Annotated in this window: 19 protein-coding genes and 1 pseudogene; 2 read left to right on the forward strand and 18 right to left on the reverse strand. The window is 42.1% G+C overall.

Going from position 1 to position 19,428, the window contains the following annotated elements; translation table 11 throughout:
- The 4 genes from M4I42_RS13305 to M4I42_RS13320 all read right to left on the reverse strand — a co-directional run.
- A partial coding sequence (locus tag M4I42_RS13305; RefSeq protein WP_268852599.1) for a helix-turn-helix domain-containing protein occupies positions 1-319 on the reverse strand: 319 nt, incomplete at its 3' end.
- A gap of 106 nt (positions 320-425) precedes the next feature.
- Complete coding sequence (locus M4I42_RS13310; protein WP_268852600.1) at positions 426-1,421, reverse strand: HD domain-containing protein; 996 nt, start codon at positions 1,419-1,421, stop codon at positions 426-428.
- A gap of 156 nt (positions 1,422-1,577) precedes the next feature.
- Positions 1,578-2,078: a CYTH domain-containing protein gene (locus M4I42_RS13315; protein ID WP_268852601.1), complete on the reverse strand. Its 501-nt coding sequence runs from the start codon at positions 2,076-2,078 to the stop codon at positions 1,578-1,580.
- Between the two features lie 15 nt (positions 2,079-2,093).
- Positions 2,094-2,465 (reverse strand): CPBP family intramembrane glutamic endopeptidase, encoded by a 372-nt coding sequence (locus M4I42_RS13320; protein WP_268852602.1) that lies wholly within the window; start codon positions 2,463-2,465, stop codon positions 2,094-2,096.
- A gap of 93 nt (positions 2,466-2,558) precedes the next feature.
- Here M4I42_RS13320 and M4I42_RS13325 point away from each other — a divergent pair, with 93 nt between their 5' ends.
- The gene (locus M4I42_RS13325; protein WP_268852603.1) at positions 2,559-3,740 is read left to right on the forward strand and encodes an IS701 family transposase; all 1,182 of its coding nucleotides are present in this window, start codon (positions 2,559-2,561) and stop codon (positions 3,738-3,740) included.
- Between the two features lie 61 nt (positions 3,741-3,801).
- On the opposite strand, the pseudogene ltrA reads toward M4I42_RS13325, so the two are convergent.
- From ltrA to M4I42_RS13375, 10 genes and pseudogenes are all read right to left on the reverse strand, one after another.
- A pseudogene (ltrA, locus tag M4I42_RS13330) lies at positions 3,802-4,752 on the reverse strand (group II intron reverse transcriptase/maturase); the annotation flags it as partial.
- A 584-nt stretch (positions 4,753-5,336) separates the two neighbouring features.
- Entirely contained in the window at positions 5,337-6,629 is a 1,293-nt protein-coding gene (gene eno / locus M4I42_RS13335) for a phosphopyruvate hydratase (RefSeq protein WP_268852604.1), read from the reverse strand.
- 18 nt (positions 6,630-6,647) lie between these two features.
- Positions 6,648-8,183 (reverse strand): 2,3-bisphosphoglycerate-independent phosphoglycerate mutase, encoded by a 1,536-nt coding sequence (gpmI, locus tag M4I42_RS13340; protein ID WP_268852605.1) that lies wholly within the window; start codon positions 8,181-8,183, stop codon positions 6,648-6,650.
- The gene (tpiA, locus tag M4I42_RS13345; RefSeq protein ID WP_268852606.1) at positions 8,180-8,935 is read right to left on the reverse strand and encodes a triose-phosphate isomerase; all 756 of its coding nucleotides are present in this window, start codon (positions 8,933-8,935) and stop codon (positions 8,180-8,182) included. The genes gpmI and tpiA overlap by 4 nt, the downstream gene beginning before the upstream one ends.
- Before the next feature lie 22 nt (positions 8,936-8,957).
- Positions 8,958-10,142 (reverse strand): phosphoglycerate kinase, encoded by a 1,185-nt coding sequence (locus M4I42_RS13350; RefSeq protein ID WP_268852607.1) that lies wholly within the window; start codon positions 10,140-10,142, stop codon positions 8,958-8,960.
- A gap of 116 nt (positions 10,143-10,258) precedes the next feature.
- Positions 10,259-11,266 (reverse strand): type I glyceraldehyde-3-phosphate dehydrogenase, encoded by a 1,008-nt coding sequence (gene gap, locus M4I42_RS13355; RefSeq protein WP_268852608.1) that lies wholly within the window; start codon positions 11,264-11,266, stop codon positions 10,259-10,261.
- A 45-nt stretch (positions 11,267-11,311) separates the two neighbouring features.
- On the reverse strand, positions 11,312-12,331 hold the full coding sequence (locus M4I42_RS13360) for a sugar-binding transcriptional regulator (RefSeq protein WP_328284625.1): 1,020 nt from the start codon (positions 12,329-12,331) through the stop codon (positions 11,312-11,314).
- Between the two features lie 127 nt (positions 12,332-12,458).
- Positions 12,459-12,704, reverse strand: coding sequence for a glutaredoxin family protein (locus M4I42_RS13365; RefSeq protein ID WP_268852610.1), 246 nt, complete (start codon positions 12,702-12,704; stop codon positions 12,459-12,461).
- An 11-nt stretch (positions 12,705-12,715) separates the two neighbouring features.
- Entirely contained in the window at positions 12,716-14,014 is a 1,299-nt protein-coding gene (gene rpoN / locus M4I42_RS13370; protein WP_268852611.1) for an RNA polymerase factor sigma-54, read from the reverse strand.
- A gap of 280 nt (positions 14,015-14,294) precedes the next feature.
- Complete coding sequence (locus M4I42_RS13375; protein ID WP_268852612.1) at positions 14,295-14,642, reverse strand: hypothetical protein; 348 nt, start codon at positions 14,640-14,642, stop codon at positions 14,295-14,297.
- Between the two features lie 585 nt (positions 14,643-15,227).
- Here M4I42_RS13375 and M4I42_RS13380 point away from each other — a divergent pair.
- Entirely contained in the window at positions 15,228-15,422 is a 195-nt protein-coding gene (locus tag M4I42_RS13380) for a helix-turn-helix transcriptional regulator (protein WP_268852617.1), read from the forward strand.
- A gap of 152 nt (positions 15,423-15,574) precedes the next feature.
- On the opposite strand, the gene M4I42_RS13385 is transcribed toward M4I42_RS13380, so the two are convergent.
- The 4 genes from M4I42_RS13385 to M4I42_RS13400 form a co-directional block, all read right to left on the reverse strand.
- Positions 15,575-17,173, reverse strand: a complete 1,599-nt coding sequence (locus tag M4I42_RS13385) for an SIR2 family protein (RefSeq protein WP_268852613.1) — start codon at positions 17,171-17,173, stop codon at positions 15,575-15,577.
- A gap of 295 nt (positions 17,174-17,468) precedes the next feature.
- Positions 17,469-18,155: an N-acetylmuramoyl-L-alanine amidase gene (locus M4I42_RS13390; RefSeq protein WP_268852614.1), complete on the reverse strand. Its 687-nt coding sequence runs from the start codon at positions 18,153-18,155 to the stop codon at positions 17,469-17,471.
- Positions 18,152-18,568 carry a phage holin family protein gene (locus M4I42_RS13395; protein WP_268852615.1) on the reverse strand — a complete coding sequence of 139 codons (417 nt, stop codon included), beginning with the start codon at positions 18,566-18,568 and terminating at the stop codon, positions 18,152-18,154. The genes M4I42_RS13390 and M4I42_RS13395 overlap by 4 nt, the downstream gene beginning before the upstream one ends.
- Positions 18,569-18,579: 11 nt before the next feature.
- Positions 18,580-19,428 (reverse strand): hypothetical protein (locus tag M4I42_RS13400; RefSeq protein WP_268852616.1); only part of this gene is annotated, 849 nt, incomplete at its 5' end.

Below are 19,428 nucleotides of genomic sequence, written 5' to 3' on the forward strand. Positions count from 1 at the left end.
CCTCCACAGGGGTGGTGGTTAAGACGAGTTGTCTAATTTCTTGTTGTTGTTCTTCCGTAAGAAACGGCATACGACCGGGTGGCAAGCGGCGATCGAGTAAACGATCGAGCCCCCCTTCGTTAAAGCGTGAGACATAGAGGGCAACCGATTGACGGCATAAATGAATCATTTTTGCGACGTCTTTGCCAAGATACCCTTCCATGACGAGGCGAACGGCAGTCACCCGAGCACGAAGCGAAGCATCTTTGATTTTCCGTTCTTGTTTCCGAAGGGTTCGAGGTGTCCATCCGTGATCATTCGTAATTTTAAGACGTTTCATGTCATTTCCGCTCCTTTTATACATGAATATGTAGGAGCAGTATAGCCATGGAAAAAGGTGTTCATACAGAAGTCATTACTTTAAAGTGCATGTATATAGACCAATTTTATGAAAAGAGTTCGTAATCTATATCATCTTGAATCCTTTTAATACATGTTACATTTTCAAACTTTCTTGAAGCCAACTGATTTAGCATTTTAATTTTCTTTGAAACACTGGATGATTTAATAATTTTATTTTTATTTATTATTAGAGGATCAATTATTCTTTTTTTATGCTTCAGAGAAATATTAAAATCATTGGTATTATCAACAACTTCGATTTTATTGTTTAATTTATTCAATAAATCTATTATAACTCTATTGTTAGAAGATACTAGCTTCTCTAATACATAATAATCATCTTGAAACAAATCTTCTAATTTTAAAATTTGTTTATTGATAGCTTCTCGAATGACTTTGGTCATAATATATGCACTATAGACATTTTTAGGATGTTGGAAATAACCAATTACTTCCTTATAATAGATTTCTACAAACCACTCTGCTATTGGTATTGAATCTATTACAATTTTACCTTTTTTTATAGACAGTGCTGATAAAAAATTTTTTATTTCATTTTCTTTTATTACTCCTAAATTATACATATCTAGTAATGTATAATCGATACGATCAGCACTTAAGTTTGGTAACGGTTCTTCAAGAATATCACATTTATAATTTAGTATATCTTCCAATTTATAACCATGCTTTGAAAGTATATCTGGTATCTCGGAATTTTTTACAATTTTTTGGTAAAAATATTCATGAAAGTCTTCATCATTAAATGAATATACATAATCAATAATATGAGAGAAAGCTGTATGTGAAATATCATGAAGTAACCCTTTAATTTGATCTAGTATCGAACCATTTAGTAATTTTATGAGTAACATAACCCCAATAGAATGCTGATACCTAGTGGTACTCCATCTTTTATTAACTAAAAAAGTTGCTCCTCCTTGATGGATTCTTTTTAACCGTTGCACAGGCTTAGAATAAATTAAATCCTTTAAAATATCTTCAATGACAAATTCACCGTAAATAGAGTTGATTACTCTCATAGTCTCCTCTCATACTATTATATAAGTCTAATTTGAAGATTTTACTTTCAATTAATAAAAAAATGTCCATTTCGTTATAATGTCAAAGTAATTGGTGACAGCAAAAATTTGATCCCTAGCAGTCCTTTTATAATGATCAATTAAAAAGTCGAAGCGTTAAGTAAGATTTATAGCCTTAAAATTAAGTTTTAACCATAAACTTTGATTTTTATAATCTTTGTTAACAGTAATCTCTTCTCCAAACCAGCTAGGAGGAACGAAGTTTAATGATTCTTCAACGGAATCAAATTCTATTTCGATGGTACAAAAATCAAAATCATCATATTCATCAACATATATTAAATAATTATTAAATTTGAAAGTACTTCTTGTTTTGTTAATTGGCTTTAAATTTCCTTGTAACTGATCATAAGTTTCTTTTAAAATTTCAATTTCTTGCTCTATTCTCTTTAAAGAGTTTCCTTTTTTATAAGTCATAAAGTAACTAGCGTTCTCTTCGGACTCATCAATTATTTTTCTAATGCGAATCTCTTCTTCACCTATTGCCAAATAATTTTGACTAATTTTTTTCTTATCGATTAGTTTAATATTTTTTTTATTCATTTGTTCCTTTGAAAATCTTGTCAATAAAAATTTACGCTCTATTTCAATACTCACTAGAGTTTCCTCCTATTATTTACTAATTTCTACTGATTTTACTTTACAAGATACTCGATATTGATAAATAGTTGACACCGTTTTTGGTAAATTATATAGCAGATGTCCTAATATTGCAGGTAGTAGCGAACCAGTAATTTTAAATGATATTAACCAACATATGCTTAAAAAGAATAAAATAATATAGGAGCTTAAAGTAAATTCAGATCTTGTATACTTATCGATAAAGTGCGCAAAACTAAATAATAAACCACTTATTATACACTCTACAATAACATTTGATTTTGGTAAATAAAATCTATAAAATATTTCTTCACATATTGCACTTGCAAATAAAGAAATTTCTATAATTAAAAACCATCTGTAGATGAGCAAATCTGCTAACATAAATTTACAACCAAACAAAAGAAGAGACATGAACCCGATTCCTTGGTTAGAATAGATGTGTCACCAAACCATTCACAAGGAGGTTCATGTCTCATGAATAGATTAGCACACCATCAAGGAATCCACAAGTTTTTCACGATGTTAGGGTTGGCACTTTATTTCTCGAAACCTGTGATGAAGCATCTCGTTCATATCGTGGATGCGATGGTGACGAAAGGTTTTTCAGGGACGTTGACCGATCTTCATCATGGGAGCTTTCATCCGAACCATCGCACGACACTCAGTCATTTTTTCACGAAAAGCCCATGGGAGGAAGAGACGTTGCTTCGCAAACTCCAACAGTGGGTGCTTCATCGTGTCGAATGCAGCTCGAAACGAGAGAATCAACCCATTTTTGTTTCGATCGATGATACGATTTGTCAAAAAACAAAGCCCTCGTCACGGGCAACACACGCGATCCAAGGGTGTGATTGGCATGATTCTCACACGAATAAAAAGTCTGTCTGGGGACATTCTCTCGTTTGGCTCATGGTTCATACGATGACTCAAGCATTTCCTTTTGCCTTTCGTCTCTATGACAAGAAGGCGGGGAAAAGCAAAGGGGAACTTGCGATGGAGATGCTTTCTTCTTTAGATACATGCCAACCCGTTTATGTGCTCATGGACTCTTGGTATCCATCGAAAACCCTCGTGGGCGCCTGCTTGAAAAAAGGGTTCCACGTCATCGCGATGCTGAAGACGAATCGGATTCTCTATCCAAAAGGGACGGCCATTCAAGCAAAGGAATTTGCCAAATCTATTGAGCCACGGGATACCCGCCTCGTCACGGTGGGAAAAGAGCGTTATCGGGTGTATCGCTACGAAGGTGCTCTGAACGGTCTCAAGGATGCAGTGGTGATCCTCGCTTGGAAAGCCGATCAACCGATGACATCGGAACATCTTCATTGCGTGTTGAGCACGGATCGCAAGCTGAGCGATGAAGATATCTTGCGCTACTACGCGGAACGTTGGTCAATCGAATGTTTTTTCCGTCAGTCGAAAGACCAACTGAAACTCGATGGGTACCGCGTTCGTCAAGTTCGTGCGGTGAAACGGTATTGGATTTTGGTACAACTGACTTATGTATACAGCATGTTCGAGTCCAACAGCGATTTTTCGAATGGGCTCGACCTCCTTCGAACAAAGAAAGCCAACAGTATGGTCGAATTTATCGACAGCGCAGCAAAACAAAATATTCCCATTGATGCCGTGAAAAAACAGCTTCACGTGGCATAAGGGGTTCCCTGTTTGTCTCTTTTTATATGGTAATTATTGTTACAGGAATTGCTCAACTACAGTACTGATTCAGTTTCTGAATCCGATACTCCATTGGATATGGCATCTTCCTGGAAGTGATTTCTCGTACTTTCTTTTTCATTCGTTTGAGACTTTCTTTGGCGATTCGAACTTTTGGCTCTTTTGAGTCGGTGAAACTAAACCCAAGAAACTTTCGTTTCCAAGGACGGTCTACTGCCGACTTCTTCATATTCACTTTCAGGCGGAGTTTGCGCTCTATGAATTGTTGAACGCTTGCCATTGTTCGTTCTCCTGCCCTTTTTGATTTCACGTAAATATTACAGTCGTCTGCGTAACGAACGAATTTATGCCCTCTTTGTTCTAACTCTTTATCGAGTTCGTCCAGAACGATGTTAGAGAGTAGTGGGCTTAGTGGACCACCCTGCGGTGTTCCTTCCTCTGTACTTGAAACGACTCCATGAATCATGACGCCCGCCTGTAGATATTTACGAATTAATTTCAATAGTCGTTTATCCTTGATTCTTTTCGCTAATGTGCTCATGAGCCTGTCATGGTTTACCTTATCAAAGAACTTTTCTAAATCGATGTCTACGACCCATCGGTATCCCTCTTTGATATATCCCTGTGCTTTCCTCACTGCATCGTGAGCACTTCGATTTGGGCGAAAGCCATAGCTATGTTCGGAAAATGTAGGGTCATATATCTTCGATAATACTTGGGCAATTGCCTGTTGAATCAAACGGTCTGTCACAGTTGGGATACCTAGTAACCGAACACCGCCATCAGATTTCGGGATTTCGACTCTTCGGACAGGCATGGGTTCATAAGTCCCTTTGAGAATAGCCTCTTTTATGGATGACCAGGTTTCGACGATGTGCGTTCGCAGGTTTTGTACGGGCATCCTATCTACTCCATGGCTTCCTTTATTCTGTTCTACTCGTTTCAATGCCAGAAGCATATTCTCCCGTGACAGAATTTGATTCAAAAGCATCGTTATTCTTCCTTCCGTAAATAGCTGATCTTCTTATGCCAGTCGTCACTCCACCCTCCAAGGGATCCCCCACGGAATTCACCGTTTCCTTTCTCTTGGGAGGTACTATGTTTTCTGTGTTCATCATGACGGACTGAATGCCAAGGGCTATTTTCTCTTGACTGTTCGGTCCTTCCGAATCGTTCTAGACCAATTCGTACTATGACCTCTGCTGACTTCTGATGGTTCAGCTACTTATCACTAAGTAGGTTATGAAGGGTACTTCACGTTTCCATCAGACCTCCTCGGGTAAGAGTGCAATCTTTCCTTCCATCTATCTGCTTCATTTACTCTGTATCACCTTCGGCAGAAAGGACTTTGTTTTGTTTGGCAAACTCATCCAATGATACCTAGCCTTCTATGAAGTTCGTGTTCCTCAGATCGGAAGTTTGCCGCTCGCTTCCTTCAGATTCCGCGTCACCACGGACACCCTTGCGTTAAGCTACCTGCTACTTCTGCCTTCGCAGTTCGGGACTTTCACCCTAGAGATTGCACCCATGCCGAGCGCACCAAAAGGATGCCTGCATGAGGCATCCTTTCGCTTATTACTTCTTCAAGTTATAGAACGATTTCATTCCTTGGTATACCGCTGTGTCGCCTAATTGATCTTCAATGCGAAGCAATTGGTTGTATTTTGCGACGCGGTCTGTGCGTGATGGCGCACCTGTTTTAATTTGGCCTGCGTTTGTTGCGACGGCGATGTCGGCGATTGTGCTATCTTCTGTTTCACCAGAACGGTGAGAAATTACTGCTGTATAGCCTGCGCGTTTTGCCATTTCGATCGCTTCGAACGTTTCGGTTAACGTACCGATTTGGTTGACTTTAATTAAGATTGAGTTGCCGACACCTTGTTCGATGCCTTGTGCTAATTTTTTCGTATTTGTTACGAACAAGTCGTCACCAACAAGCTGAACTTTTTTGCCAAGGCGCTCTGTTAATAATTTATGACCAGCCCAGTCGTTTTCGTCTAAGCCGTCTTCAATCGAGATGATCGGATATTTATTGACAAGCTCTTCATACCAAGCAACCATTTCTTCTGACGTTTTCACAACGCCCTCTCCTTCAAGATGATATTTGCCTGTTTCTTTGTTGTAAAGCTCAGAAGACGCCACGTCCATCGCAAGCATCACTTCTGTACCTGGTTTGTATCCCGCTTTTTCAATCGCTTCGATAATTGTTTCAAGCGCTTCTTCGTTTGATTTTAAGTTTGGCGCAAAGCCACCTTCGTCACCAACCGCTGTGTTGTAGCCTTTTGCTTTTAATACCGATTTTAAGCTATGGAAAATTTCTGCTCCCATGCGAAGCGCCTCACGAAATGTTGGAGCGCCGACAGGCATAATCATAAATTCTTGAATGTCAACGTTGTTGTCCGCATGCGCCCCGCCGTTTAAAATGTTCATCATTGGCACTGGCAATGTTTTCGCGTTAAAGCCGCCTAAGTATTGGTACAATGGCACTTCTAAGTAGTCCGCCGCTGCGCGAGCCACCGCCATCGAAACGCCTAAAATCGCGTTTGCCCCTAATTTCCCTTTGTTTTCTGTACCGTCTAGCTCGATTAACGTTTTGTCGATGCCGACTTGGTCTGTCACATCAAACCCGATAATCGCCGGAGCGATCACTTCGTTGACGTTTGCGACCGCCTTTAGTACGCCTTTGCCAAGGTAACGACCTTTATCGCCATCGCGTAATTCTACCGCTTCATATTCTCCAGTCGATGCGCCGCTCGGCACTAATGCGCGGCCGAATGCACCAGATTCTGTGTAAACTTCCACCTCTACTGTCGGATTCCCACGGGAATCTAATACTTCACGAGCATATACATCAACAATTGTTGGCATTGTTCATCTCTCCTTTTCTTATTTCACAATTAACGTTTTTCCTGTCATTTCTTTTGGTTGTTGTAGTCCTAATAAATCAAGCATCGTTGGCGCTAAGTCGCCTAAAATGCCGCCATCGCGAAGCGTAATGCCTTTTTTCGTTACAATGACCGGCACTGGATTCGTCGTATGCGCCGTGTTCGGACTGCCGTCCGGATTCGTCACTTCATCCGCATTGCCGTGGTCTGCTGTTATAATGGCGACCCCGCCTTTTGCTAGAATCGCGTCAACGACTTTTCCTAAACATTCATCGACCGCTTCGACTGCTTTAATCGTCGGCTCTAGCATTCCCGAATGCCCGACCATGTCAGGGTTTGCGTAGTTTAAAATAATCGCATCAAACTTGTCTGCTTCAATTTCTTTTAATAACGCATCGGTTACTTCATATGCGCTCATCTCTGGTTTTAAATCGTATGTCGCTACTTTCGGCGAATCGATTAAAATGCGCTCTTCACCCGGGAATTTTTCTTCACGACCGCCGCTCATAAAAAATGTGACGTGCGGATATTTTTCCGTTTCAGCAATGCGCAGCTGTTTTAACCCGTTTTGCGATAATACTTCGCCGAGCGTATTGTCAAGGTTCGTTGGTTTAAACGCCACGTACCCTTTTACTGTTTCACTAAAGTGCGTCAAGCATACAAAGAACAAGTTTTTCGGATGTTTCGGTCCACGGTCAAACGAACGGAAATCATCGTTGGTAAACGTGTTGGAAATTTGAATCGCCCGGTCTGGACGGAAGTTATAGAAAATAATTGCATCCTCATCTTGAATCGTTGCCACTGGCGTTCCGTCTTCGCGAACGATGACCGATGGCAAGACGAACTCGTCGTAAATGCCGTGGGCATATGAGTCGTCAATGCACGCTAGCGGGTCGCGGTATGTCGGACCTTCCCCATATACCATTGCGCGATACGCTTTCTCCACGCGCTCCCACCGTTTGTCGCGGTCCATGGAATAATAGCGGCCGGACAATGTCGCAATTTCGCCGACACCGATTTGCGCGATTTGTTCATTTAATTCGTTAATGTACTTTTTCGCTGTTTGAGGCCCGACGTCGCGCCCGTCTAAAAAGCCGTGAATGTAGACGTTTTTTACGCCTTCTTTTGCCGCTAATTTTAACAATGCATACAAGTGGTTAATATGGCTGTGCACGCCGCCGTCGGAAAGAAGGCCGAAAATATGCAAGTTCGTACCTTTTTCTTTCACATGGTTCATCGCCGCTAAAAACGTTTCATTTCGCTCGAATTCCCCTTCACGGATGGCGATGTTCACGCGCGTTAAGCTTTGGTATACAATGCGGCCGGCACCGATGTTTAAGTGTCCGACTTCCGAATTTCCCATTTGTCCTTCCGGAAGCCCGACCGCTTCGCCGCACGCCGTTAATGTCGCATGCGGATATTCGTTCCAATAACGGTCAAAGTTCGGCTTTTTCGCTTGGGCGACCGCATTTCCAAACGTTTCGTCACGAAGCCCAAACCCGTCTAAAATAATCAACGCAACTGGTTTTTTGCTCATTTTCCTGCCTCCACGAGTTGTAAAAACGATTGTGGTTCTAGGCTGGCGCCGCCGACTAACGCGCCGTCAATATGCTCCTGCGCCAAAAACTCCTGAATATTGTTTGGCTTGACGCTGCCGCCATATTGAATGCGAACCGCAGCGGCTGCTTCCGGCGAGAATTTTTGCGCAATGACCGCGCGGATATGGCCGCACACTTCATTCGCATCTTCGGCTGTTGAAGATTTTCCTGTGCCAATCGCCCAAATTGGTTCGTAGGCGATGACCACTTGCTTCACCTGTTCTGACGTGAGGCCGTCTAACGCTTTGTCTACTTGCGCCGCCACCACTCCATTTGTTTGGCCGCTTTCCCGTTCTGCTAACGTTTCTCCGCAGCAAACGATCGGAATAAGCGCGTGCTTGAACGCTGCGAGCACTTTTTTATTGACGGTTTCGTCTGTTTCTGCAAACATCTCACGGCGCTCGGAATGGCCGATAATCACATATTCGACGCCGAGATCTTTTAGCGCGACTGGACTAATTTCACCGGTAAATGCGCCCTGATCTTCAAAATGCATATTTTGTGCGCCGATTTTTAAGTCTGTGCCTTTCACCGTTGCCACTAACCGCTCTAAAAAGAGCGCAGGCGCACAAACAACAGAGTCGACTTGTTGGGCAGAAGGCACCGCGTTTTTCACTTCCTCCACAAATTGAAGCGCTTCGGAAAGCGTTTTATGCATTTTCCAGTTTCCCGCAATAATCGGCTTACGCATCGCTTTACCCCTTTCTTTCGTCTTATTTATCGTTCAATGCAACAACGCCTGGAAGCTGTTTTCCTTCCATGAACTCAAGCGACGCTCCGCCACCTGTCGAAATGTGATCCATTTGCTCTGCTAACCCAAATTTTTCAACGGCTGCCGCGGAATCACCACCGCCGATGACGGTATATGTATCTTTCGCATCAGCGAGTGCTTGAGCGACTGCTTTTGTTCCTTCCGCAAATGTATCCATTTCAAATACGCCCATCGGACCGTTCCAAATGACTAATTTTGATTTCAAAATGACGTCGCGGTACAATTCACGCGTTTTCGGACCGATGTCGAGTCCTTCCCAGTCGCTTGGAATTTCGTCAATGTTGACGACTTTTGTATTGGCATCGTTCGAAAAAGCATCGGCTACGACCGCATCGACTGGCATATAAAAATTAACGCCTTTTTCTTTTGCTTTTTCCATAAACGATTTCGCTAATTCGATTTTATCTTCTTCTAACAACGATTTGCCGATTTCATGACCGAGCGCTTTCACGAACGTGTATGCCAACCCGCCACCGATAATTAAGTTGTCGACTTTATCCAAAAGATTTTCAATGACGCCGATTTTATCTTTTACTTTCGCCCCACCAATGATTGCCGTAAACGGACGGTCTGGATTAGAAAGTGCTTTTCCTAACACTTCGATCTCTTTTTCCATTAAAAATCCGGCAACCGCTGGTAAGTAATGTGCAATCCCTTCAGTGGAAGCATGCGCACGATGTGCCGCGCCAAACGCGTCGTTGACGTACACATCTGCCAATTCCGCAAACGCCTTCGCCAACTCTGGATCGTTCTTTTCTTCGCCCGGATAGAAGCGCACGTTTTCAAGCAACAAGACGTCACCCTCGTTCATTTCGGCAATGGCTGCTTTCACCGCATCACCATACGCTTCATCCGTTTTGACAACACGCTTGCCGAGCAGTTCACTCAACCGCTCTGCCACCGCCGTAAGGCGCATTTCTTCAACAACTTTTCCTTTCGGACGGCCAAGATGGCTCGCCAAAATCACTTTTGCCCCTTGCTCCATTAAATATTGAATCGTTGGGAGCGCAGCGCGAATGCGCGTATCGTCGGTGACGACACCGTTTTGCATAGGCACGTTGAAATCGACGCGGCAAAAGACGCGTTTTCCTTTCACATCGATGTCACGGACGGTTTTTTTGTTCATGGAAAGGCCTCCTTATTTGTGTGATACATAGAAAGGGAGTGGGGATCACCCCCGCTCCCCTTTTCGGTATTTCCAACTATTTATTATAAACCGTTTTGGGCAAACAATCCAAAAAATTATAAACCTTTTGATGCGATGTATTCTGCAAGGTCAACGACACGGTGAGAATAACCTGTTTCGTTGTCGTACCAAGAAATGACTTTCACCATTTTTCCTTCCATGACCATTGTCGAAAGAGCGTCGATCGTCGAAGATGCTGGATTTCCGTTGTAGTCGCGAGATACAAGCGGCTCTTCGTTGTAAGCAAGGATGCCTTTTAATTCGCCTTCTGCCGCTTCTTTTAACGCTGCATTGACTTCTTCTACTGTTACTTCTTTTTCAAGTTCAGCGACAAGGTCAACGACTGATACGTTTGGCGTTGGTACGCGCATTGCCATGCCGTTTAATTTTCCTTTTAACTCCGGAAGAACGAGGGCAACCGCTTTTGCCGCTCCTGTCGATGTTGGAATGATGGATTCAGCCGCTGCACGCGCACGACGTAAATCTTTGTGCGGCAAGTCAAGAATTTGTTGGTCGTTTGTATACGAGTGAACGGTTGTCATCATGCCGCGGATGATGCCGAATTTTTCATGCAACACTTTCGCAAATGGCGCCAAGCAGTTTGTTGTACAAGATGCGTTCGAGATGACATGATGGTTTGCTGGGTCGTATTTGTCTTGGTTTACGCCCATCACGATCGTAATGTCTTCGTTTGTCGCCGGTGCAGAGATGATGACTTTTTTCGCGCCTGCTTCTAAATGTTTCGCGGCATCTTCGCGTTTCGTGAAGCGGCCTGTTGATTCGACGACGATGTCAACGCCAAGCTCGCCCCATCCTAGTTGCGCTGGATCGCGCTCTGCTTTAACGATAATTTCTTTTCCGTTTACCACAAGGTTATTGCCGTTCACAGAAACTTCTGCATCTAGCGTACCGTGTACAGAGTCATATTTTAAAAGGTGTGCCAATGTCTTTGCGTCTGTTAAGTCGTTAACTGCCACCACTTCGATGTTCGGATTTTTTAACGCTGCACGAAATACGTTACGACCGATACGGCCAAAACCGTTAATCCCAATTTTCACTGCCATGGATAGTTCCTCCTTTAAAAATAAAAGTGTTTATATTGAGGGATGTTACTCCCTTACTAACGCCCTTGCCGCTCCTTCATCCGTAATTAAAATTGAACGGGGAGCTTGTTTCATATACGCTTTGATTGCTTTCGCTTTTGAGGCGCCGCCAGCAACTGCGATAACGTGACCGACGTGCTTAATGTCTTCGAGCTGAATGCCGATCGTTTGCACTTTATGAACGACTTCGCCTTCCTGATTGAAGTAATACCCGAACGCTTCCGCGACCGCATGGCCGTCTTTAATTTTTTCCATCTCTTCTTCAGACGTTTTGCGCCGTTCCGCCATGGTGATCGCATCACCAATTCCATGCACGACCATGTTGGATGATTTAATCAACTGAAGCACTTCTTTCACCGCCGTCTCTTCAATGAGCGACTGATATGCTTCATTGCTCAAATAGTCCGGCACGTGGAGAAGCCGGTAATTCCCCATCGCTTTTTCGGCCATTTTAGCGCAAATCGTATTCGCTTGATTTTCGACGTGCTCTCCTAGACCGCCACGGGCTGGAACAAACAACACATCGCTTTGCTTTAGGTCGGCAGTCATCATCTCCGCTACCGCCGCAAGCGTCGTACCACCTGTCACTGCCACGATGCTGTTATTGGTCAATCTTTCTTTCATGCAGGTTACACAAGCTCTTCCCATTTCTTTTTTCACCCAAGGAGAAAGGTCGCTGTCACCGGCCACCACGATGGCGTCCTCAATAGGAAGTATGCGCTTAAGCTGCATTTCCAAATCTTTTAATCCTAATACTTCTTTCATGACATCTTCGAGTGTTTGTAACAGTTCCTCGCCATCCGGCGTTACGGCCATTCCCGCTGAACTGATCGAAATTAAATTTTGCTCTTTTAAAAACTGCACTTCCGCCCGAAGAATGCGCTCACTTATTCCGATGCTTCCTGATAACGTCCTTCTGCCGATCGGCTGCATCAGCCGAATGTATTGCAAAATGCGATACCGTTTTTGCATGATTTCAAGAAGATCAGGTAATAATTTTTTTTGTACATCAATTAATGGCCGCAATTCTTTTCCCTTCCCCTTGTACAAAATCATTGGACTTAATTTGTCCCTGTGTGACTTATTATGTCCCGCTTGTGTAAAAAAATACTCCTGCCCCACATTTTTATTGTAACAGGAGTTATGTCGATGTTCAACTGTCCATTCGTTCCAGTAAACGCTTTCTTATGAAATCTTTGTGAATAAGCCCGTAAGCAAGCTCTTCCCCGTCCACTTCGACCACAGGAATCATGAGCTGATATTTTTCTAATAAGGCATCATTTTCATAAATGTCGATCTCGTTTATTTGGAAATTCCATTCTTGTTGTAACTCCTGTAACACTGCCTTCGCTTTCTCGCAAAGCGGACAGTCGATTTTCGAATAAAGATTGACAATCATCTTTTACACCTCTAATATCGTTTTCGTTTCGCCGATGAAGGGATATGCATTTGCTCGCGATATTTCGCAACCGTTCTTCGTGAGATAGCGATGCCGTATGTTTCGCCTAACATATCGGCAATTTTTTGGTCGGATAACGGGTCGCGTTTGTTCTCCGCCTCGATCAGCTGCCGAATGAGCGCCTTCGTTTTGGCCGCCGATGCTTCTTCCTCATCGCTTACCGATGCAAGCGAGCTTGTAAAAAAGCGGCGCAACTCGACCGTGCCGAACGGTGTTTGTACATATTTGTTTTTGACCGCACGGCTGACAGTCGATTCGTGAATGTTAAGTGCCTCTGCCACTTCCCGCATCGTCAGCGGTTTTAGCGCTGCTAATCCTTCCGTCAAGCATTGTTTTTGCCGATCCATCACTTCTTTTGCCACATCAATAAGCGTTTGTTTGCGTTGCTCTAAACTTTTCGTTAGCCACATAAATTGGCGATATTTTTCTTTCATAAATAGCTCTGCTTGTTCGTCACAACGACTAGCCATTTTTTTCTCATAGACGTAATTCCAACGAATTTCCGGGAGAAACTCGTCGTTTAACCATACGTACACGTCTTCTCCACGCCGTTCGACAATAACATCCGGAACGATAAAATGCAGATCTGCTGCCGTGTAATGGCTGCCCGGACGCGGTTCAAGCGTGCGAATCAAGTCCCATATTTGCTGCAAATCGGACACGTTGACACGTAATTGTTTCGCTAGCGCCTTCCACGCCTTTTCCGCAAATGCCGTAAAATGCTCCGCGACAATCTTTTCGGCTAATTCATGACGCACAGGCAAGCGTTGCAACTGAAGCAACAAACATTCTTGCAGCGACCTTGCCCCCACTCCTGCTGGCTCAAGCGACTGTAGCCGTTGAACAATTTCTTCTAGTTCGACCTCCGATACGGCTAAAAAATGAGCCGTTTCTTTCATGTCGATGCGCAAATACCCGTCTTCGTCGAGCGAAGCGATTAAATACTCGATGATTTGCCGTGTTTTAGGGGACAATGACATCGTATGTAGCTGTGTTGCTAAATACGTCGCTAACGTGTCTGACGGTTTGCTGACGTTTTCGATCCAATTTCGTTCTTGTTTAGAAAGCGCTCGTTTATGTAATCGAGCCATTTTGCCGTCTTTCACTTCTAAAAAAGGGTTTTCTAATGACTGTTCATATAAAACGGAACGCAATTCAAGCGCAGAGTACTGAAGCAACTCAATGGCTTGCGTCAATTCTTTTGTTAACGCGAGCTTCAGCCGTTGTTCCTGTAATAATTCAGCTCTCATAGCCAGTCCCCCTTCTCCCTTATTGTACAACAACATCGAAACGACGGGTATGGAAATGAAATGTAAGCGCTATCTTGTTTATATATATTCATTTAACGCGTAAAAAAAGACCTGCTGCATCGTTCGCAGCAAGTCTTTATACGCCCTCGGCAGGATAATAACCATATACCTAAAAGTATTGATATTTCAATATTTGAGCCACACGTTCTTTTGTATCGTGCAAAATTTGTGCAAAATTATTTTCGAGTGCAGAAAAGGCGGAATCCACTCCGCCTTTTCTTTAAGAAAAATAAGCAATAATTAGAACAATAACAAAACACACCAGTATCACCACATCACTTGGCTTCATCTTTTCTTCAATGCGATACGTTCCATACGTACCATCCACCTTCACCAGCTTTATTTCGCGAGGCGGTTCATCTTCATATGTGACGTCATCCAAGTCTAATAACAATTCCCCCTGTTTCCCGAAACTGTATAGGTTGATGTCGTTCGGAAGAAACCTCCCCCTCTCGTCGCGCAGGCGGTTCGACACGTCGATTCGTGGCCGATGCATGTTGTTGTAGCTGTGTTCTTGCAACATGCTCAGAAGCAATCGAAGTTTCTCCTCTTCGTGTGGCGTTAGCATTGACGTCCTCGCCTCCTCTTCTGTTTTCTGGGCATTGTTCCAGCCATAATTCGTGGTCTGTCATCGTCCAACTAGGGCAGGGGAGAGGGACGTCTTTTTTCTGATATTGCTTCAACAGCATTTGGAATTCTTTTGTGTGCGCTGCGGTGAAAAGAGCTGCTCGAATAATTTGATTGCGGTCTAAAGTTGTTGCTCGAAACACAGCATCGACATAATCGCGAAAAACAGGCGCGCATCGGACAGTCGGACGATACACGCTCATTTTGTTGACGTCACCGGAGCTGTTCCATTTACAATAGCTTCAAGCATCTTTCTCCCCTCTGACGTCAAATAGACGTCTTTCATTTGTAATAGTTGCTGAGCTAATTCTTTTGTCATTTTCCATTTCCCCTTTCAGTGTTTTGACGTCTGAGCGACGTCTTTGGTACATGTTATGAACAGTTAAACGGGGATATACCTAAAAATTAAATTTTAATTTAATTTTTATTAAATTAAAATATTAGAGGAATTGAAGTAATGTTGAAGAAATAAGGTCTTATTAACTTTCGGGAGGGAGAAACCATTAAAGGTGTTTTTCGCAACAGAATAAAATACTGGATAAAGGATAAAGGATTGATTCAAAAACGCGTGGCCGAGAAAATGGGGGTATCGGAACAAACTTTCCATAAATGGTGTAAAAATGTTACGCAACCAAACTTGGAGGAAGCTTATGTACTTTCGCGCATAATCGGTGTGTCTTTAGAGGAACTGTGTGAATTTGAGGAAGATAAAGAAAAATAACCCTTCCCAGATGAGAAGAGTTATTTACAACGCAGTAACATACAGTTAAACTCCATCGAGAAAAAAATATTGACTGCGGCTAATAATATTTATATAATGAGCATATAATGTTACTGCAATAAAAAAGAGGCAATGGCAATCACATTTGGTGGTTAGGCGTTGTCTCTTTTATTTTTCTTTAAATCATACAATAATATAAGCCTTCTTAATTCCGTACTAATGCGAATTTCTCCGTTTTCCTTTAACCTTTCCACCGCTTCTTTTATATAATTTTCTACATCGGTAAAGTTTAAATTATCAATATTATATGCAATTATGCCATATTCCCTTTCTTGAGGGTAATTTTCGTTTAATATATCCTCTAAAGTATTAAACCGAATTTGGTACCACCTATTTATCATTTCTCTCTCTTTTGAGAAATTTCCGTGGTTCTCTAATCTTTGTTTTAATTTTTCCTTTTCATGAGGATGGAGGTTGCTGTTTGAAATCGTTTCTTGGTTAACATGTCTCAAAAATGGCAGTCTTGATTTTGGTGGCTGGTTGGCTAAAAACCTTAGCACGATATCCGTGTTTAACTCATTTTTTTCGAATATATAATCGTACATATATGTTATTACATCCGGCATTGCAAATATATAAGTATTGTCTCCGAGTGCAACAATTAGCTTTTTGTTGCCAATCGTTTTTTCTAACTCATCAAGTTGGCTCGGTGCAACAAGAAGGGATTTTAGAGTACCTTCTTTTCCTCTTTCAATGATTAAGTTTTTGATTATATGTTGATATTTTCTAACCTCAGATGGTGCTACCCCTTGATTTATTTCAGCTAACTTTTTGTAAATCTCCCTAAAGTTATCGGTCCTTATATGAGTAAAGCGACAATTCAAGTCACTATCATTTATTCTTTCTTCTATAATTTCGTTTAACCCTTCCTCTCTTTCAACAACAATGATTTTAGATTCTAGTCTCATTAATTCTTTTTCACTTAACGATGAAGAAAAGTCTTTGATAATATTTCGGATATTCTGATCTGTAAGTGAGTATCCTAGAAATACGATAGGAGAATGTAGTAACTGTGAAATAATTTTTGCACTAATTAGTACAGAATTTTTATCAAACTGTTTATAATCGTTTTCAGAAATAATTAATGATTTAGGCTCAGTAGCACAGCCGTGCAACTTGTATAATTCTGCATAGCCAATTGTTTGCTCAAAAAAGCCCTTCTGCCCAATATAAGTTTTAATACCATAATTACTAATTGAATTGTACGCATCCTCAATTAGGGTATCGTAATTTGTTGTTAGGATAATCTGAGTTTTGATTAACATTTTCTTAAAATATTCAAATTCATCTAACATTTCTTCTTTAAACTCGTATTTTAAAAACTTGTTAGATAAAACTTTCTTGAAAGGAGAGATTTTTTTCTCAAACGCTTCTTTTTGACTAAAATTATCAATTTTTATTTTTTCTTGATAAAATAATTCATTAATCTTTTCTTCTAAAATTGTTCCAACTTTAATATTTGTTAAATAATCTAACTCGGGCTGCTTTAGATCTTTATTTTCTTTTTCAATATCGCTTCTTGTTCTGTTAAGAAAAGCATAAAAATCTGACTGTTTTGCTGTTAAGTTCCATAGATATTCAAGTAATCCTCTCCAGTTTGGGAAATTTCTCAAATATCTCATCGATAAACCTGAACCAATAAATACGATTGGAAATTCATTATTTTTAATTAGCTTGTCCAACGCAGACACTTTTGCTCCCCCCTGCCTGTTTCCTATACTAATACAATCTTACCAAAGAGGAAATTTTCTTACCATTGATTTGTAATAAATCGAAGATAAACGCTCAATAAAATCTTTCTAAGAAAAGTGCAAAGCGCCAGCCTATCGGTGAAAAGCGCACAAGCCCCGCCGAGGAGGCTTAGCCGCCGAAAGAAGGGGCGGAGCGCATCACACCGATGGCGCTTGGAGCTAGACAGCTCTCTACCCAATCGCAAAATTTTATACTTTCTTACCTTATAAAAAATCCCCTGCCGTTTGGCAGGGATTACACGATAATCGCTGGATAACCTTTTTTCTTCAATTCCTCCGCAAGCCGTTCCGCGTTTTTTCTGTCGCTAAACGCCCCGACTTGCACGCGGTAGAGTTTCCCGTCAGACGGTTTTTGTTGCGATTGTACTTTTGGTTTTTCTCTCAACCCCAAAAACTTCGCCACTCCGCGCGCATGAGCTTCGCCCACCGCCTTGAGGAACGCTTCGTTTTTCAAATGCTTCGCATCGTTCGAGTCAATGAACAGGTTTTCCGTGAGTACGGCCGGCATCTTCGTTTCGCGGAGCACGGCATAGTTGGCTCGTTTTTTGCCTCGATCCGTGACATTCCCGAACTGACGCATTGCGGACAAAATTTCATCGTGTAGCACGTTTTGCAAAGCGATGGACTGCGGCGATGCGTTAGGATGTACATATATTTCAAATCCTGTCCCTTTGCCAGCATTGATATGCACGCTGACAAATACGTCTGCACTCCATGCGTTTGCCATGTCTGCGCGTTGGTCAAGAGTAAGGGATTGATCGCCTTCGCGGCTAACCCGTTGTGTAAACCCTTCGTAATGAGCCGCTAAATAATCGGTCGCATACTCCACGATTTTATGCGTCAAAACCTTTTCTTGCAATCCGTTTGCTACCGCTCCCGGATCACTACCGCCGTGCCCTTTATCCCAAAAGATTTTTTTCATTTTTGACTCTCCCTTTTCTCACTTTTTCCACGCAAAATATCAATCGTTTGTCGTAATATTTCCGGAACCGGAAGCCCCATTCGTCCAGCATTTTCGATGATGGAAACTAATTCGTTCGCACAATAAAAGAAAATCGTTGCATCCCTAAACATATGATTTGTCCCAATCGTTGTATCAACAAGATGACCAACTGCCACCATAACGAAAATCATAATCTTTTTTGGGATTCCACGGAAACCAACACGACTAGAAAGTTTTCCTTCCACAGCACTTGCTAAAAAACCAGTTAGATAATCAATGCCGACTAGTGATAAAAGTAGAATCAATGCTTCTGACCATCCACCAAAAAGAAAACCGACCACAGCCCCCATCACAGCCGCGCCGGTTTTAAAAGCAACATCTAATCGTTCCATTTGTTTCACCTCTAAAAACTGTCTATATAAAGGTCATAGGTTAACTTCATCGTGTTCGTGCTTGTTTTGGTTACGGGGCTAGGCAATAGGTTTCGAGCGCCTATATATCCTAACGGTCGTATTGTGACGTCGCGCTTTGTGTAATCATTGCCGCTCGGTCCCGTCGGTGTTGTATGGCGTATTTCTATAAATTGTTTTTTCGTCGTGTCGTATGTCATGGCCGAATAGTTACTTACGCTTGTTCTAACCGGTGTATTTTTTGACAAATCTAACATTGTGCGATCAACAAAATATGTGTACTCGTCTACCGTAATCGCTAGCATATCTACGTCCGGTATATAGTCTACACCTTTGCAATATTTTTGGTAAACGTCAACGGACGACCGTGGGATTACTTTAACGTCTAGCGGGTTCACTAAATCATTGATGTTATAGCGGTTTATTTGTAAATCGTTATAATAGTTTGTGCGCGATTCCATATACACGTCTTGCCCCACAATAGCGAATAGGTCGAGTAAGTAGCTGCCATAGTTTCTACTCGTTTGGGACGTTCCCGGTATGTTTTTTGGTGATCCGTTTTGTCCAAAACAATATAGAGTGCTCCCGCTTATTAGATAAATGTCCCCGTTTGGTGCTATCTCAAAACCATCATAACCAACAGTAGTATTCAGCAGGGCATAGACTTGCCCGTTTGTAATCGTCCGGGCTTGGACATTCAAGTCATAAACTAAAATAGCTACTTTATTCGTTTGCGCTTCTTTTCCCATAAAATACAATTTTCCGTTTTTTACTTTTGCCTGTATATAATCGACAAACAAATATCCATTCGGCGCGGATATTTGAAGATATTTTTTACCTAT

It is taken from the genome of Anoxybacillus sp. J5B_2022, assembly GCF_026847645.1.
GTDB lineage: Bacteria > Bacillota > Bacilli > Bacillales > Anoxybacillaceae > Anoxybacteroides.